We start from the raw sequence: 16969 nt of genomic DNA, 5'->3' as shown, positions 1-16969 counted from the left end.
TGATTTCCCGCGATCCGCGGTTGAGGCGCACTTCTTCCCCGCCCGGGCCATCTGAGCGCCCGGTGATCCCCCGTCCGGACGCGCCGACGAGCGTCCCGGACCGTCGCACAAGGGAGCCGACGTCAGCCCGGTGAACCGAGCTGCATTTCTCGCATTCTCCTCGCGTACGCGCCGCGGGTTCCGCCGCCGTACGCGGGATTCGACTCCAGGGGGCGCGGCGTTCACCGCGCCGCCCTGAGAAGGGACCCGTATGTCCACTCCCACTCTGACTTCGGAGCGCCGCCCCGCCGAGAGCCGGGCGCACGCCGTCCCGGCCGCGCGCAAGGGCGCGCAGCAGCAGGCGAGGCGGCCCGCCGCCGACGACCAGCCGGCCGTGCCGTTCCACGGCATCCTCTCCGTCCAGGACAAGCACGCGTTCGTCCGCACGTCCGGCTACCTGCCGGGCAACGACGACGTGCACGTGTCGCTCGCACAGGTCAAGACGTACGACCTGCGGCCCGGCGACGCCATCGCCGGCACCGCCCGCCCGCCGAAGAGCGGCCGGGAGAAGTTCGGCGCGCTCGCCACCGTCGAGTCGGTGAACGGGCTGCCGCCCGAGCAGGCCGCCGGCCGCCCCGAGTTCGCCAAGCTGACCCCGCTGTTCCCGGACGAGCGGCTGCGCCTCGACACCGGCCCCCTCGCGACCCGCGTCATCGACCTGGTGGCGCCGATCGGCAAGGGGCAGCGCGGTCTGATCGTGTCGCCGCCGAAGGTCGGCAAGACGATGGTGCTGCAGGCCCTCGCGCACGCCATCAGCACGAACAACCCCGAGGTGCACCTCATGGTGGTGCTCATCGACGAGCGCCCCGAAGAGGTCACCGACATGCAGCGGACGGTCCGCGGCGAGGTGATCCACTCGACGTTCGACCGGCCCGCGCAGGAGCACACCGCCCTCGCCGAGCTGGCCGTCGAGCGCGCCAAGCGGCTCGTCGAGCAGGGCCACGACGTGGTGATGCTGCTCGACTCGATCACCCGGCTGGGCCGCGCCTACAACCTCGCCGCGCCGTCCAGCAGCCGCATCCTCGCCGGCGGCGTCGCGACCACCGCGATCTACCCGCCCAAGAAGTTCTTCGGCGCCGCCCGCAACATCGAGAACGGCGGGTCGCTGACCATCCTCGCGACAGCGCTGGTGGAGACCGGCTCCCGGATGGACGACGTGTTCTTCGAGGAGTACAAGGGCACCGGCAACATGGAGCTGAAGCTCGACCGGGGCCTCGCGGACCGGCGGGTGTTCCCCGCCGTCGACATCGAGGCGTCCGGCACCCGCCGCGACGAGCTGCTGATGTCGCCCGAGGAGCTCGCGCTCACCTGGCGGCTGCGCCGCGCCCTGCAGGGCCTGGAGAGGCAGCAGGCGATCGAGCAGCTGCTGGAGAAGATGAAGGGCACCTCGTCGAACGCCGAGTTCCTGCTCCGCCTCCAGAAGAGCCTCTAGCCCTTCGGCGGCCTGAACGTTCTGAAGACGCGGTCGTAGAGCCGCTGCGCCGGCGTCCAGTGCGGTTCGGGCGCGTGGAAGCAGAACTCGTATCCGGCGGCGCGGCTGCACAGCACGTGCTCCCCGCCCTGTCCCCCGCCTTGCCCGCCGCCCTGTCTCCCGCCCTGCCCACCGCCTTGTGCGCCGCTATGTCCGCCGCCGTTCCAGACGAACTCCCATTCCGCGGCGCCGTCGCCGAGTTCCGGCGCGGCCTCCAGCCGCAGCCGGCGGTACCCGGGATACAGGTGCCTCGCCTCGGCCCGCCGCTCGGCCGCGCGCAGCCCGTCCAGCGGCTCGCCCGTCGCCGGGGAGATGCGCAGCCCCCGCCCGGTGGCCTCGTCCTCCCACTCCATGACGTCGTCGCGCCGCTCGCTCTGCCAGCCGGCCGGAACGCGCACCGAGTAGGCGCCCTCCTCGGTGTACTTCACCATCTTCGCCTCGACGCCCGCGGCCGGACGCAGCGCCACCGAGTCGCTCTTCCCGACGGAGTTCCACCGGGCCGTCCACGTCCCGACCCCCGCGGCCACGACCGCGAGGAGCGCGACGCTCAGCACGGCACCGGGCCGCAGCCGCCGCCCGACCGGCACCGGGACCCGCAGCGCCCGCCGGGCGCGCACCCCGCCGTCCGCATCGTCCCAGCCGTCCACGCCGCCCCGGCCGTCCACGCCGGCCGGGCGCCCGCCGGGCCGGGACGGCGCCGGCGCCGGCCGGCCCGGCTTCGGGACGGGGGCCAGGAAGGCGGCCGTCGCGCCCGCCGGTTCGGCGTCCGCGATCTCCTGGAGCATCCGGGCCGCCGCCTCGGCGGACAGCCGGTCCTCGGGCCGCTCCCGCAGCAGCCCCTCGATGACCGGGGTGAGCGCCCCCGCGCGGACGGGCCGCGGGTGGTCGCCGAGCAGCACCGCGACCATCGACGCGAGCGCGTGGCAGCGCAGGAACGGCGAGAACCCCTCGACGGCGGTGTAGAGCGTCACGCCGAGCGACCACAGGTCGGACGCCTCGACGCTCGGCAGCCCGTGCACCCGTTCCGGCGCGAGGTAGGCGGGCGACCCCTCGATGCCCGCCGCCATCGTCTCGGCCTGCAGCGTCCCGTCGGCGCCGCGGCCCCGGTCGGTGTGCAGCGCCAGCCCGAAGTCGGTGAGCAGGACCCGGCCGTCGTCGCAGACCAGGACGTTGCTCGGCTTCACGTCGCGGTGCAGGATGCCCGCCTCGTGCGCGGCGCGCAGCACCGACAGCACCGCCGCGCCGATCCGCGCCGTCCGCCGCACGCCGAGCGGGCCGCCCTCGCCGATCAGACGGTTCAGCGAGCACGACGGCAGGAACTCCATCACGATCCACGGGCGGCCGTCCTCGACGAGGACGTCGTGGACGGCGGCGACGCCGGGATGGCGGAGCGCGGCGGTCGCCCGCGCCTCGGCGAGCAGCCGCCGGCACAGCGCCCGGCGCTCGGCCTCGGTGATGCGGCCGGGCAGGCGGACCTCCTTGACCGCCACGTCCCGGTCCAGCATCTCGTCGTAGGCGCGCCAGACGGTGCCCATGCCGCCGCGGCCGACCACGGAGAGCAGCCGGTACCGCCGCGCGAGCGGTCTCGGCCGGTCCCCGTCCATGGGGTCGTTATGCGCCCGGAACCGGCGCCGCACGCCCCCGCGCCATCAATTCTTTCTTGACCGCTTTCCGGCGCGTCGCTGGTTGCGGCGGCCGGCCGCGACCGGCGCGGATCAGGCGAAGACGGACCTGGCCCACTTGTAGTCGGACTTCCCGACGGCGGTGCGCTGCACCTCGCCGACCACCTTCACCTCGCGGGGCAGCTTGTAGCCGGCGAGGCGGCCGCGGCAGTGCTCGGTCAGCCCTTCCAGCGTGACCGTCGCGCCGGGGCGCGGTGCGACGACGGCCGCGACGCGCTGCCCGAACCGCTCGTCCGGCAGGCCCACGACGACCGCGTCCTCCACGTCCGGGTGGTCCTTCAGCGCGACCTCGACCTCCTCCGGGTAGACCTTCTCGCCACCGGTGTTGATCATGAGGGAGCCGCGGCCGAGCAGCGTGATCGTGCCGTCCTCCTCCAGGCTCGCGAAGTCGCCGGGGATCGACCAGCGGGTGCCGTCGGCGTCGGTGAAGAACGTCGACGCGGTCTTCGCCGGGTCGTTGTAGTAGCCGATCGGGATGTGGCCGCTGCGCGCGAGCCTGCCGATCTGGCCGGGCCCGACCACCTTCAGGTCGTCGTCCAGGACGGTGATGCCGGGCCGCATCATGAACCTGGCGGTGCCCTCCTTCGCGTCCACCGACGGCCCGCACGCGCCGGTCTCGGACGCGCCGTAGTTGTCCAGGAACATGATGGTCGGCAGGTGCTCGCGCAGGGCCGCCTTCGCGCCCTCGGTCAGCGGCGCGCCGCCGGACGCGATCGCCATCAGCGACGACGTGTCGTACGCCCCGGTCGCGACGGCCTTGGCGACCGGGCGGGCCATCACGTCCCCGACCAGCATCATCACGTTCGCCTGCTCCTCGGCGAGGAGCGTCAGCGCCGTCCCGGCGTCGAAGGCGTGGTCGGTGTAGAGGACGACCTTCGCCCCGCTGAACAGGCCCATGAACGCGACCCACTGGCCGGCGCCGTGCATGACGGGCGCGCAGTCGAGCACGGCCATCGGCGGCTGCTCGGCGTTCGCGGCGATCGCCTCGGGGCTGGTGATGGGGTCGCCGAGGACGTTGCCGCCGCCGAGCGCGCCGAAGAAGATGTCCTCGCAGCGCCACTCGACGCCCTTGGGGTAGCCGGTGGTGCCGCCGGTGTACATGATGTAGCGGTCGTCGCTGGAGCGCTCCGGGAAGTCGTTGCCGGACGCGGCGGCCGCGAGCGCCCCCTCGTACCCGACGGCGTCCGGGATGTCCGCGGACGAGCCGTCCTCCAGGACGACGACGTGCCGCAGCTTCGGCAGGTCGCCGCGGATCTCCTCCACCTTCTCCAGCAGCGACCGCTCCCCGATGAGCGCGACGGAGTCGGAGTCGGACAGGACGTGGTGCAGCTCCCCGGCGACGTACCGGTAGTTCACCGGGATCGGCACCGCGCGGATCTTGAACGCGCCGATCATCGCCTCGACCCACTCCGCCCGGTTGTAGGCGAGGATCGCGACGTGCTCCCCGGCCTGGACGCCCGCGGCGGCGAGATGGTGGCCGACCCTGCTCGCCCGCTCGTCGAGCTGCGCGTACGTGCGCCGCTCGCCGCCGGCGACGAGGGCGGGGCGCTCGGGCCCCGCCTCCGCCAGGATCTCGAGCAGATCGGCCAGGTTGTAGCTGCGCGCCATGCCACGTCCTCGGATGTCGGGGTGGGTGGGACGCCTCCGATCATCCTCGGCGACCCGCGATCGGCTCAATGGCTGTTGTCATCGAGTCCAATGAGTTCGGTCACACGGCGCGCGCCCCCTCAGCGGTCCGCCCGGCGCGTGCCCTCAGCGGTCCGCTCAGGGGTCCGCTCGGCGGTCCGCCCGGCGCGTCCGGTCAGCGCGGCAGCGGGACGTAGGTCAGCTTCGTCGGGACGCCGCTGTCGACCAGCCGGCCGTCCGGGCCGAACGTGCCGAGCCCGAAGTCGTTGTCGTTGACGACCGCCAGCGTGCGGCGGTCGGCGAGCGCCACGCCCTCGATCTTGCCGGGGATGCCCGCGACCTTCCCGAGGTCCGCGGCCAGGGTCTTCGGCAGCGGCGCGATGCCCGACTCGGACTGCTCCAGGGACGGCGTCGTCCGCTCGTCGTCCCAGCGCATGCCGAGGATGTCGGTGGCCTTGCGCAGGTCGACCCGGTAGATCCGCGCGACGTTGTCGGTCCGCTCGTCCACCAGCAGCTCGTGGTCGTTCACGGCGGTCAGCGCGGAGATCTTCATCTCCTTCTGGTCGCCGCAGCCGGACGGGTCGAACGCGCACACGTCCTCGAACCGGTACGCGTACTCGCCGGTCACGCTCCCCTTCCGGAGGTCGAACCGGAACACGCGGGCGATCCGCGACTTCTTGGAGGCGTTCTTGTCCGGATTCGACAGCGGGCTCTGCACCGCGACGTACAGGGACTTACCGTCCGGAGATACGGTCAGGCCCTCGAAGCCACGGTTCTCGGTCCTCTTGTTCAGGATTGACGGCAGCACCGCTTTCACTGGGTAACCGGGCTTCCCGGTCCACCCTTGCGGGACGTACCGCTCGACGACGCGTCCGCGGCGGTCCAGGTGCAGCAGTGACGGGCCGTACTCCTCCGCCACCCAGAAGTCGCCGTCCCTCGTCCGGACGAGCCCCTCGGAGTCGATGCCGTCGGCGTCGTAGGCCAGCCGCGTCCTCCCGTCGACGGTGTACGGCGCCGACTCGCGGCCCTCGACGTTCGGCAGTCCCGTCACCGGGCGGCCCTGCGCGTTCGTGATCGGCAGCGCCCGGGTGATCTCGATCGTGCCCTTGCGGACCCGCAGCTTCACGATCGTCGGGTCGAACGAGGGGACGGGGAACGTCACGCGGTCCCCGCCGTCCACCGTGACCGTGCCGTTCGGGCCGCGGTCGGTGATCGCCCAGAACTCGTCGCGCGGGGCGCCCTGCTCGTGGAACAGGTCGCTGCCGATCCCGCCGAGCGCCACCCCGTGGTCGTCGGCGACGCTGCCCGGCAGCAGCCCGTTCTGGAACCGCGCGAGCGGGATCCGCGGGAGCGTCGCGCTCCCGTAGGACGGGTGGGACGCGGCGAGCGCGGTCCCGGGGGCGAGCAGGGCGGCGGGGCCGGCCGCGAGGGCGAGGCCGGCGATGAGCGTCCGGTAAGGAAATGAGCGATCTGTCACAGCCGGGACCGTAGAGCCCGCGGGTGTCCGGGCGATGATCCCCAGGTGAAGGGCAGGATCGCCGGACCGCCGGATCCGGCCACGCCGGAAGCTTCTTACACCGGTCTTATCTGGGTACCGGCATGCTTGGCCGTAACGATTTCGTATCAGACGGGGGTCGTGGTGAGCGCAGGCACGATGGCGTGGACTCCTCCGACGTGGGAGGAGATCGTCACCGAGCACTCCACAAGGGTGTTCCGGCTGGCGTACCGCCTTACGGGCAACCGGCACGACGCCGAGGACCTGACCCAGGACGTCTTCATCCGGGTCTTCCGCTCGCTGTCGTCCTACAGCCCCGGCACGTTCGAGGGCTGGCTGCACCGCATCACCACCAACCTCTTCCTCGACCGCGCCCGCCGCAAGCAGCGCATCCGCTTCGACGCGCTCGCCGACGACGCCGCCGAGCGGCTCCAGGGCCGCGAGCCGAGCCCCGCCCAGTCCTACGACGAGCGCCACCTCGACGCCGACATCCAGAAGGCCCTGGACGGCCTCGCCCCCGAGTACCGCGCCGCCGTCGTGCTGTGCGACATCGAGGGCCTCACCTACGAGGAGATCGCCGCGTCCCTCGGGGTGAAGCTCGGCACCGTCCGCTCCCGCATCCACCGGGGCCGGGCCCAGCTGCGCAACGCGCTGGAGCACCGCCGCCCCGCCGAGGTCGCGCCGGGCTGACCCCCACCGCCCCTTGCCGTCCCCGCCCGTGCGCGGCGGCGCGCGTGACGAGCGTCACTAGTGACCAGTGAGTAACTTCGGCCTACCCTCGGCCCGTGGACATCGTCTTCGACCGCCGCGGCGAAGGCCCGCCGCTGGTCCTCCTGCACGGTATCGGCCACCGCCGGCAGGGCTGGTCCCCCGTCCTGGACCTGCTCGCCGCGGAACGCGACGTCATCGCCGTCGACCTGCCCGGCTTCGGCGAGTCCCCGCCCCTCCCCGACGGCGTCCCCTACACGCTCGACTCCGCCCTCTCCGTCCTCGCCGAGGCGTTCGCCGACATCGGCCTCGACCGCCCGCACATCGCCGGCAACTCGCTCGGCGGCCTGTTCGCCCTGGAGGCCGCCGACCGCGGCCTGGTCAGCTCCGCCACGGTGCTGTCGCCCGCCGGCTTCTTCAACGCCGCCGAGCTGCGCTACGCGTCCTCGGTGCTGCGCGCGTCCCGGCTCGGCGCCCGCGTCCCCGACGCCGTCCTGGCCCGGCTGGCCCGTTCCCCGCGCCGCCGCGCCGCCATGTTCGGCATGATCTACGGCCGTCCGGACCTGATGGACCTGGAGGCCCTCACCGGCGATGCCCGCGCCATGCGCGACGCCGCCGGGTTCGAGCCGACGCTCCGCGCGGGCCGCGCCACCCGGTTCGCCGGCTCCTGCGCGGACGTCCCGGTCACGATCGCGTGGGGCACCAAGGACCGCCTGCTGCTGCGCAGCCAGGCCGTCCGGGCCCAGCGCAGCCTCCCGCACGCCCGGTTCGTCTGGCTGGAGGGCTGCGGCCACGTCCCCATGTCCGACGACCCGCCGCAGGTCGCCCGCGTCCTGCTGGACGGCAGCGCCCACCCGCTCCTCGGCGCCCGCCCGGAGACCGCTGCCACCTAGGGGCCCGCCCCGCCGCGCCCCGGTGCCCGGGGTCCCGAACCGGCGTTCCGCCCGTTCGCGCGCGGCGGGAACAAGGGGCGGTTGACATGTGTTTGAGCCTTCAACTAACCTCCGGGCTAGTCGTTGAAGTTTCAAGCACCTACGTCCCACTGGAGTCACCGATGAGCATCGCCACCCTCGCCCCGGGCCTGACCGCCGGCACCTGGAACATCGACCCGGTCCACTCCGAGGTCACCTTCACCATCCGCCACCTGATGTCCAAGGTGCGCGGCTCGTTCACCGAGTTCTCCGGCTCCGTGCAGATCGCCGACGACCTCGCCGGCTCGAGCGCGCACGCCGAGATCAAGGTGGCCTCCCTCGACACCCGCAACGCCGACCGCGACGCCCACGTGCGCACCGCGGACGTGCTGGACGTCGAGAACCACCCGACCATGACCTTCAACACCAAGGGCGTGCGCGCCGAGGGCGGCGAGTACTACCTGGACGGCGACCTCACGATCAAGGGCGTCACCCGCCCGGTCACCCTGACGGTCGAGTTCAACGGTGTCGCCGAGGACCCGTGGGGCGGCACGCGCGCCGGGTTCTCCGCCGAGACCACGATCAACCGCAAGGACTGGGGCATCGAGTTCAACGTCCCGCTGAAGGGCGAGGGCGCCCTGCTGGGCGACAAGGTCAACCTCGCGCTGGAGATCCAGGCCGTCCGCGCCTGACGAACCATCCTCCCAGGGCGCCCGCCCCGCACGGGCGCCCACCGGAAAGGGCCGTCCTCGCCCCGTGGACGGCCCTTTCCGCTTTCCACGGCCCGGCCGGGGCCCGGTCATTCGGCGGGCGAGGCCAGCGGGAGGCGGAGGGCGAAGCGGGCGCCGCGGGCGCCGCGGGCGCCGCGCGGGTCGTCCTCGACGCGCAACGTGCCGCCGTGCGCCTCCGCGATCTCCCGGGCGATGGCCAGCCCCAGCCCCGTGCCGCCCGCGCCGCGGCTGCGCGCGGTGTCCAGCCGGGTGAACCGCTCGAAGACCCGCTCGCGGTCCGCGGCCGCGATGCCGACGCCGTCGTCGGTCACGGTGAGCAGCACGTGGTCGCCGTCGCGCACCGCCTCCACGGCGATGACCTGGTCGGCGTACCGCTCGGCGTTGTCCAGCAGGTTCCCCAGCAGCCGGACGAGCTGCATCCGCACGCCCCGCACCGTCACGCCGTGCGCGAGCTCCTTCTCGATCTTCACCTGGAACGTGCGGCGGCCGATCTCCGCGCCGGCCAGCGCGGACAGGTCGATCGGCTCCTGCGCGACGGTCCCGCCCGTCCCGATGCGGGCGAGCAGCAGCAGGTCGGTGACGATCGACTCCAGCCGGTCGGTGTCGTGCAGCGCCTGCTCGACGACGGCGGGCAGGTCGTTGTCCTCGGGGTGCATCGAGGCGTCCTCGAGGTTGGCGCGCAGCCCCGCGATCGGGGTGCGCAGCTCGTGCGAGGCGTCCGAGGCGAACTGCCGCTGCCGCCCGACCGCCGCCTCCAGCCGGTCGAGGGTCGCGTTCGCGGTGCGGGCGAGCTGCGCGATCTCGTCCTCGCCGGGCGGCTCGGGCACCCGGCGGCTCAGATCCGTCGCGCTGATCTCGGCGAGCTGGGCGCGGATCGCCTCGACGGGGCCGAGCGTCCGGCCGACGACCCGCCAGGTGATCCGGGCGGCGATCCCGGCGAGGGCCGCCACCCCGGCCGCGAGCAGCCCCTCCAGCAGCCCGTTCACCAGGTAGGAGGGCATCGGCGCGGCCGCGTACACCACGACCGAGTCGGGCGCGGTGGTGGCGCGGATCGCCTCCGCGACGAGGCAGCGCCGGTGCGGCCAGTTCCCGTGGCACTCGGTGAAGTCCCGCACCCGCAGGCCCGGGGACGGCCAGAGCCGGCTGACCGGCGGGCGTCCCGCGGCGGCGGGCGTGGCCTCCCGGACGCGGCCGCCCGGCGCGACGACCTGCACCAGGACGCGGCCGCCGCCGGCGTCGGGGATCGGGCCGCGCAGCGTGCCGTCCCGGACGCCGCCGCTGACCCGCCGCGCGTCCACCTGGGTGCGCTGGAGCAGGTCGTCCCGGACGATCGTGCGGACGGCGAGGTCGACGCCGACGGCGCTGACGCCCCAGACGAGCGCCGCGATGACGGCGGCGACGACGGTGTCCCTGGCCCTGATCGACCGGGGGCGCATCCGCATGCGTCACAGAGTGTCACGGGATACCGGGTCGCCGGAACCGGTTACCGGCCAGTCACTAAACGTGGGCCGAAATCATCATCAGGGTTTTCCACCCCCCTAGCCGGGACATCCCGTTTTATGACGGTTCCTCCGAAGCACAGGGACGGACACATGGGCAGGGACGTGGCTTCGGTCACCATCAGCGGCGAGGACCGCCGGCGCTACCGCGACAAGGTCCGCAGATGCCTGGACGTACTGGCCCGCATGCTCGGCGAATCCCAGTTCGACTTCGAACGCCCGCACATCGGCCTGGAGATCGAGCTCAACCTGATCGACGAGCTCGGCGACCCCCTGATGCGCAACGCCGACGTGCTCAAGGCCATCGCCGACCCGGCCTGGGCCACCGAGCTGGGCCAGTTCAACCTCGAGATCAACATCCCGCCGCGGGAACTCGGCGGAGAGGGGACCGGCGCACTGGAGACCGAGGTCCGCGACCACCTGGAGCACGCCGAGCACCGGGCCGGCGAGGTCGGCGGCGAACTCGTCATGATCGGCGTGCTCCCGACCCTGCGGCGCAGCGACATCGGCGAGGAGACCCTCTCCGCCAACGCCCGCTACAAGATGCTCAACGACCAGATCTTCCGCGCGCGCGGCGAGGAGATGCACATCGCCATCGACGGCCCCGAACCGCTGCGCATGCACACCGACACGATCCTCCCCGAAGCCGCCTGTACCAGCGTCCAGTTCCACCTCCAGGTCAGCCCCGACCAGTTCGGCGCCTACTGGAACGCCGCCCAGGCCGTCGCCGGCGCGCAGGTCGCGATGGCCGCCAACTCCCCCTTCCTGTTCGGGCACCGCCTCTGGCACGAGACCCGCATCACCCTGTTCGAGCAGGCCACCGACACCCGCCCCGACGAGCTGAAGTCCCAGGGCGTCCGGCCCCGCGTCTGGTTCGGCGAACGCTGGATCACCTCCGTGTTCGACCTGTTCGAGGAGAACACCCGCTACTTCCCGTCGCTGCTCCCGCTCTGCGACGACGAGGACCCGGCCACCGTCCTCGACGAGGGCGGCATCCCCGAACTCGGCGAGCTGACCCTGCACAACGGCACCATCTACCGCTGGAACCGCCCCATCTACGCCGTCGTCAAGGGCCGCCCCCACCTGCGCATCGAGAACCGCGTCCTGCCCGCCGGACCGTCCGTCGCCGACGTCGTCGCCAACGGCGCGTTCTACTACGGCGTCGTCCGCATGCTCGCCGAGCAGGACCGCCCCGTCTGGTCGCGGATGTCGTTCAACACCGCCGAGGAGAACCTGCACCGCGCCGCCCGCGACGGCATCGACGCCACCCTCTACTGGCCCGGCGTCGGCGAGGTCCCCGCCGCCGAGCTCATCCTCCGCACCCTGCTCCCCCTCGCCCACGAGGGCCTCGACCGCTGGGGCGTCGACCCGTCCCGCCGCGACCGGCTCCTCGGCATCATCGAGCGCCGCTGCGTCACCGGCCGGACCGGCGCCGCCTGGCAGATCGCCACCGTCGACGCCATCGAGGAGTCCACCGCCGCCCCCCGCCACGAGGCCCTCCGCCTCATGACCCGCCGCTACGTCGAGAACATGCGCACCAACGCCCCCGTCCACGAATGGTGACCGCCCCCAGGACGGACCCCCGGCACCGGCACGCCTGAACCTCAGCCGCCCCACGGGCGGGCACGCGGAGCGAGCGCCAGCGAGCGCAGCGGGCACGCCCGACGACGGACGGGCTGTTTCGCGCGGAGCGCCAGCGGAGCGCGAAACAGCCCGTCCGTCGTGACGGGGGTTCCAGGGGGTCGCCCCCCTGGGTCGACACAGAATCTGCACATGTCCGGCACGGTGTGCGCGTTCGGTGTGCTTAGAGTGCGCGTGTGAGCGAGACGCGGATTCTGGTGGTGGAGGACGAGCCGACGATCGCGCGGGCTGTGGCGGACCGCCTGGCCGCCGAGGGGTTCGCGGTGGACACGGCGGCGGACGGCCCGTCCGCCGTGGAGCGGGCCCGCGCGTTCGGCCCGCACCTCGTCGTGCTGGACGTGATGCTCCCCGGGTTCGACGGCCTGGAGGTGTGCCGGCGCGTCCAGGCGGAGCGCGCGGTGCCGGTGCTGATGCTGACGGCCCGTGACGACGAGACGGACCTGCTGGTCGGGCTCGGCGTCGGCGCCGACGACTACGTGACGAAGCCGTTCAGCATGCGGGAGCTGGTGGCGCGGATCCGGGCGGTGCTGCGGCGCGTCGAGCGGCCCGGGGTGGACGCGGCGGGGCACGGGCCGATGCGCGCCGGGCCGGTGGAGGTGGACCCGCGGACGCGGCGGGTGCGGCGGGACGGCCGCGAGGTGCACCTGACGCCGACGGAGTTCGACCTGCTCGCGTGCCTGGTCCGGAACCGGGGCGCGGTGCTCACCCGCGCGGTCCTGCTGGAGCAGGTGTGGGACTGGGCGGACGCGTCCGGGACGCGGGTCGTCGACAGCCACGTGAAGGCGCTGCGCCGCAAGCTCGGGCAGGGGCTCATCCGCACGGTCCACGGCGTCGGCTACAGCCTGGAGGCCGCGCGATGATGGAGGCGAAGGTTTTCCACAGGCTGTGGACGAGGTGGCCGCGGCCGCTGGACCCGCTGCGGTCCATCAAGATGAAGTTCGGCGTCGTCGTGGTGGTGACGGCGTGCGTCGCGGTCCTCATCGTGCTGTGGGGGTACCCGCTGGGGTTCCGGGCGCGGCAGACGATGCCGGTCGGGGTGCTGATCTCGCTGGTGGTGATCCAGCTCCTCGCGCACGGGATGACGGCGCCGCTGCGGGAGATGACGGCGGCGGCGCGCGCGATGGCGCGCGGCGACTACAGCCGCCGGGTGCGGGCCACGTCCCGGGACGAGGTCGGCGAGCTGGCGCAGGCGTTCAACCGGATGGCCGCCGACCTCGCCGAGGTGGACCGGCAGCGCCGCGAGTTCGTCGCGAACGTGTCGCACGAGCTGCGGACGCCGATCAGCGCGCTGCGGGCGGTGCTGGAGAACGTCGCGGACGGCGTCACGCCCGCGACGCCGGACGTCCTGGAGTCGGCGCTCGACCAGACCGAGCGGCTCGGCCGCCTCGTCACGCAGCTGCTGGACCTGTCGCGGGTGGAGGCGGGCGCGGCGCCGCTCGACCTGGACGAGCTGGACGTGGCGGCGTTCATCGGCGACGTGGCGGCGGAGGCCGCGGCGGGCCACCCGGACGCGCTGTTCGAGGCGGACGTCCCGCCGGGCCTGCGCGCGACCGCCGACCGGGACCGGCTGCACCAGGTCGTCGCGAACCTGCTGGACAACGCGGCGAAGCACGGCCCGGCGGGCCGTCCGGTGACGGTGACGGCGCGTCCGGGGCCGGTGCCCGGCGCGCTGGTCGTCGAGGTCGCCGATGAGGGGCCGGGCATCCCGCCGGAGGAGCGGGCGCGGGTGTTCGAGCGCTTCTCGCGCGGCGCGGCGAACGGCCCCCGCGCGGGGACGCCGGGCGGCGGGACGGGCCTCGGTCTCGCCATCGCGCACTGGGCGACGGAGCTGCACGGCGGCGACATCACCGTCCTCGACACGGACAGGGGCTGCCGGATCCGCGTCGCCCTCCCCGGCCCTCCGCGTTGACCTGCGGCGAGCCGCCGTCATGCGGCCGGCGATGGCGGCGGCTCGCCGGGAGTCAGCGGTGTTCGTGGAGGGTGAGGAGGGTGTAGGCGGCCACCGTGGAGTCGTCGGTGATGCGGCCGTCGCGGATCATCTCGGCGAACTCGGCGCGCGGGACGAGGCGCTGCCGCATGTCCTGCTCCTCGGGTTCGCGGTCGGCCTCGCCCGCCTTCAGGTCGGTGGCGAGGAAGACGTCGAAGCCCTGGCCGCTCGTCCCGTGCGAGCAGTGCAGGTGGCCGAGGTGGGTGAGGGTGCCGGCGCGCAGGCCGGTCTCCTGGGCGAGTTCGAGGCGGGCCAGCTCCTCGGGTTCGGCGCGCCGCCGGTCCGGCAGCGAGCCCTGCGGGAAGCTCCAGGTGCGCCTCCCGATCGGGTACCGGAACTCCTCCACCATGTGGAACCCGTCGCCCTCGACGGGGATGACCAGCGCGAAGTCCGGTTTGTCGATGATGCCGTAGATGCCGCGCGAGCCGTCGAGCCGCTCGACCTCGTCCTCGCGGACGAGCATCCACGGGTTCTCGTAGACCACCCGCGAGCCGACGCGGCGGACGGCGGGCTCCTCGTTCTCTGTCACGTCAGGCTCCAGGGCCGTAGCGGTACACGAGCTCGTGGCGGTCGCCCACCACGACGCGGTGGGTGACCTCGACGACGCGGCCGTCCTCGTCGGTGCCGCGCCGCCACAGCGTGAGGACGGGCTGCTCGGGGCCGATCCGCAGCGTCTCCTGCTCCTCCGCGCGGGGCAGCCGGCAGGTGACGCTCTCCTCGAAGGCGATGCGGTGCCCGGCCTCCTCGAGCCGCGAGTAGATCCCGCCCGGCCCGGTGTCGACCTCGCGCAGCCTCGGGATCTCGTCGACGATGTCGAGGATCACCCAGGTGGTGGCGGTCTGCACGGGCGGCTCGCCCTCGACGCCCTGGACGCGCGCGCGTTCCAGCACCCGCGTCCCCGGCGGGACGTCCAGGTGCCGCGCGATCCGTTCGCCCGCCTCGACCTCCGCGACCGTGGTGCGGGTGAACGGGCGGCGGCCGTCCCGCTGCGCGGACACGTGGAAGCCGCGCCACGCGCCGACCTGCCGGGTGATGTCGGACGCGGCGCGCCGCACCGGCCGGGCCGTCCGGACCCGCACGCCGGTGCCCTGACGGGCCTCGACCAGGCCCTGCTCGGCGAGCATCCGCAGCGCGCGCCGGACGGTGGAGCGGTCGGCGCCGAACGCGCGGGCGAGGTCGCGCTCGGACGGCAGCCAGGCGCCGGGTTCCAGCTCGCCCTCGACGATGCGGGCGGCCAGCGCGCTGGTGATCGCCTGGGCCTTGGTGGGGGGACGCGGCATACCGGATCCTTCTCTGCTGCCTGCCGGGAGGCCTCCCGCGGCATTCTGCCGAACTCGGCGCGGGGCCGGTGGCGTCGGCCTAGGGTAGACCTACCATAGGCCGACCAAGGAGTCCGCGTCGATGTCGCTGATCACCTGCATGCCCGGCTGGCACGGCGAACGTTCGGAGCGGGGGCTGAAGGCCACCCGGGTCACCCCATTGTCGGACTACCAGCTGCTCAACGGCTGCCTGGAGGAGATCTCCGCGCTCGACGAGGGCGAGCTGTGGCTGCTGTGCGACGCCCAGACCCGCCTCGCCGAGCGGGTCGCCACCGCCGAGCGCCTCCGCGGCGGAGCGACCTCCCGCTGACCGCCGCGGCCTGCTCGGCCGCGACGGCCGCGGCCCAGGTCAGGTGCGGCGGAAGGTGACGACCTCGGCGCTGTCGCCGACCGCCTCCCGCGCCTGCGGGATGATGCGCTCGCCCGCGTTGTCGGCGAGCAGCGCGCGGGCGCGCAGCACGATCTCCAGATCGAAGCGCAGGTCCGGGTCCAGGAGCTGGTCGCCGAACAGCTCCTCCAGCTGCCGCAGCCGGTACCGGACGGTCTGCGGGTGGACGTGCAGGCGCATCGCGACCTCGTTGGCGTTGCGGCCCGACTGCAGCCACGCGAGCAGCGTCTCGGCGAGCCGGTCCTGCTGGCTGGCGCGCAGGTGCGACAGCGGCGCGAGGCGCAGGTCGGCGAGGGAGGTGATGAGGCCCTCGTCCTGGAACAGGATCAGCGTGGACATGTGCTCCACGCTGCGGATGACGCCGTCCTGGGCCTCGATGACGCCGCGCTGGACGAGGCACAGCGTCTTGCGCGCCCACTGGATCGAGCGGGCCGCCTCCATCAGCGGAACGGTCGGGCCGACGACGGCGAGGCTGCCGGACAGGGCGCGGTCGACGAGCTTGGCGCGGCCGGGACCGTCCGGGTCGGGGATGATCAGGCTGGGGGTGCGGCGGGTCAGGTCGGCGAGCACGTCCGGCGGGAACGCGGGCTGCCGGGCGTCCGTCCCGGGACGGCCGAGCGCGACGGCGGCGACCGTGCGCGGCAGCGGCCAGTGCGCGGCGGCCGCGAGGTCGGCGATGGCCTCCTGCGCGGCGGGCGGGTCGGCGAACAGCAGGTCGAGCAGGCGCTTGCGGCGGCGCTGCATCTCGCCCGCGACGGCGGCCTTGGCCTGCGAGAACCCTTCGGCGGCGGCCTTCGCCAGCTCGTCCTGGAACTGCATCAGGGCCTCCCCGACGGCGCCGAGGGTGCGCGGCGACACCTGCTGCGCCTCGGCGCCCTCGGTGATCCGCCGCCAGGCGACCATGCCGCCGACGCGCATCGCGGACTGCATCGCGTCGAGGCTGCGGCCCTCGCCCGCCTCGCCGCGGCCGATGGCGCGGAAGAAGTCGGTGACCGAGGCGGGCTCGTGGCCGGGATCGGCCACCCGGTCGACGAAGTAGTGCAGCACGCGCTCGACGGCCTGGCGCAGCGTCCCCGAGTAGGAGCCGTCGCCCGGACGGTCGTACTCGCGGACCTTGGTCTGGATCTCCTGGATCATGTCGTCGGCCACCTCGTCGAGGTGCGGCCTCATGTGATCCGCCAGTTCCCTGGGCAGATCCGCCCACGGGCGCCCGAACGTGGTCGAACCGTCGTCCGACACGGAACCTCCCCGCCGCTCGTCCCCCTGCGTTGCGCGCCGTACACACGGGGTAATTACTTACTTATGGGACTCGTGTGGGGCAAATCATGACCCGTGGCGTGCCCGGGCGCAAAGTCTAGGTCGGAATTCGACCAGGTTCGGCCGGTCGGTTCGATGGTTGTCCACAGTCGGCGCGCCCCCTGGCCCGGCCGCCCCTCCGGTGCGACAGTGGTCGCCCTCATCATGCTGTTCAT

At 73.5% G+C, this 16969-nt stretch carries 14 protein-coding genes and 1 pseudogene; 8 read left to right on the top strand and 7 right to left on the bottom strand.

The window, feature by feature from the left end; translation table 11 throughout:
- Positions 1-376: 376 nt before the first annotated feature.
- Positions 377-1471: pseudogene (gene rho, locus J4557_RS35930) on the top strand (transcription termination factor Rho); the annotation flags it as partial.
- Here rho and J4557_RS35925 read toward each other — a convergent pair.
- The 3 genes from J4557_RS35925 to J4557_RS35915 all read right to left on the bottom strand — a co-directional run bounded on the left by J4557_RS35925 (position 1468) and on the right by J4557_RS35915 (position 6295).
- Positions 1468-3114 (bottom strand): serine/threonine-protein kinase, encoded by a 1647-nt coding sequence (locus J4557_RS35925; RefSeq protein WP_208271253.1) that lies wholly within the window; start codon positions 3112-3114, stop codon positions 1468-1470. The pseudogene rho and the gene J4557_RS35925 overlap by 4 nt on opposite strands.
- 111 nt (positions 3115-3225) lie before the next feature.
- Complete coding sequence (locus J4557_RS35920) at positions 3226-4800, bottom strand: acyl-CoA synthetase (RefSeq protein WP_208271252.1); 1575 nt, start codon at positions 4798-4800, stop codon at positions 3226-3228.
- Positions 4801-4993: 193 nt separating this feature from the next.
- Positions 4994-6295: an esterase-like activity of phytase family protein gene (locus J4557_RS35915; RefSeq protein WP_208271251.1), complete on the bottom strand. Its 1302-nt coding sequence runs from the start codon at positions 6293-6295 to the stop codon at positions 4994-4996.
- Between the two features lie 177 nt (positions 6296-6472).
- Between J4557_RS35915 and sigE the strand changes: the two genes are divergently transcribed.
- From sigE to J4557_RS35900, 3 genes are all read left to right on the top strand, one after another.
- Positions 6473-7003 (top strand): RNA polymerase sigma factor SigE, encoded by a 531-nt coding sequence (sigE, locus tag J4557_RS35910; RefSeq protein ID WP_190865485.1) that lies wholly within the window; start codon positions 6473-6475, stop codon positions 7001-7003.
- A 95-nt stretch (positions 7004-7098) separates the two neighbouring features.
- Complete coding sequence (locus tag J4557_RS35905) at positions 7099-7914, top strand: alpha/beta fold hydrolase (RefSeq protein WP_208271250.1); 816 nt, start codon at positions 7099-7101, stop codon at positions 7912-7914.
- Positions 7915-8075: 161 nt separating this feature from the next.
- Positions 8076-8624, top strand: coding sequence for a YceI family protein (locus J4557_RS35900; RefSeq protein WP_208271249.1), 549 nt, complete (start codon positions 8076-8078; stop codon positions 8622-8624).
- Positions 8625-8731: 107 nt separating this feature from the next.
- Here the strand turns inward: J4557_RS35900 and J4557_RS35895 are convergent, their stop codons facing one another.
- Positions 8732-10105 carry a sensor histidine kinase gene (locus J4557_RS35895; RefSeq protein ID WP_208271248.1) on the bottom strand — a complete coding sequence of 458 codons (1374 nt, stop codon included), beginning with the start codon at positions 10103-10105 and terminating at the stop codon, positions 8732-8734.
- A 150-nt stretch (positions 10106-10255) separates the two neighbouring features.
- Here J4557_RS35895 and J4557_RS35890 point away from each other — a divergent pair, with 150 nt between their 5' ends.
- The 3 genes from J4557_RS35890 to J4557_RS35880 all read left to right on the top strand — a co-directional run bounded on the left by J4557_RS35890 (position 10256) and on the right by J4557_RS35880 (position 13712).
- Entirely contained in the window at positions 10256-11725 is a 1470-nt protein-coding gene (locus J4557_RS35890) for a glutamate-cysteine ligase family protein (protein WP_208271247.1), read from the top strand.
- A gap of 254 nt (positions 11726-11979) precedes the next feature.
- Positions 11980-12663 carry a response regulator transcription factor gene (locus J4557_RS35885; RefSeq protein WP_208271246.1) on the top strand — a complete coding sequence of 228 codons (684 nt, stop codon included), beginning with the start codon at positions 11980-11982 and terminating at the stop codon, positions 12661-12663.
- A complete protein-coding gene (locus tag J4557_RS35880) occupies positions 12660-13712 on the top strand; it encodes a HAMP domain-containing sensor histidine kinase (protein ID WP_243776898.1) in 1053 nt (350 codons plus the stop codon). The genes J4557_RS35885 and J4557_RS35880 overlap by 4 nt, the downstream gene beginning before the upstream one ends.
- A gap of 52 nt (positions 13713-13764) precedes the next feature.
- Here J4557_RS35880 and J4557_RS35875 read toward each other — a convergent pair whose 3' ends face one another.
- The gene (locus J4557_RS35875) at positions 13765-14319 is read right to left on the bottom strand and encodes an NUDIX domain-containing protein (protein WP_307800403.1); all 555 of its coding nucleotides are present in this window, start codon (positions 14317-14319) and stop codon (positions 13765-13767) included.
- A gap of 1 nt (position 14320) precedes the next feature.
- Positions 14321-15070, bottom strand: coding sequence for a GntR family transcriptional regulator (locus tag J4557_RS35870; RefSeq protein WP_208271245.1), 750 nt, complete (start codon positions 15068-15070; stop codon positions 14321-14323).
- A gap of 121 nt (positions 15071-15191) precedes the next feature.
- Between J4557_RS35870 and J4557_RS35865 the strand changes: the two genes are divergently transcribed.
- Positions 15192-15419: a hypothetical protein gene (locus J4557_RS35865; RefSeq protein ID WP_208271244.1), complete on the top strand. Its 228-nt coding sequence runs from the start codon at positions 15192-15194 to the stop codon at positions 15417-15419.
- A gap of 39 nt (positions 15420-15458) precedes the next feature.
- Here the strand turns inward: J4557_RS35865 and J4557_RS35860 are convergent, their stop codons facing one another.
- Positions 15459-16736 (bottom strand): PucR family transcriptional regulator, encoded by a 1278-nt coding sequence (locus J4557_RS35860; RefSeq protein ID WP_208271243.1) that lies wholly within the window; start codon positions 16734-16736, stop codon positions 15459-15461.
- Positions 16737-16969: the final 233 nt, after the last annotated feature.

Origin of the sequence: Actinomadura nitritigenes (assembly GCF_017573545.1) — a bacterium.
In the GTDB taxonomy this organism is placed as follows: Bacteria; Actinomycetota; Actinomycetes; order Streptosporangiales; family Streptosporangiaceae; genus Spirillospora; species Spirillospora nitritigenes.
Note: the sequence above shows the minus strand (reverse complement) of the source record. Positions and strands in the feature narration are given on the sequence as shown.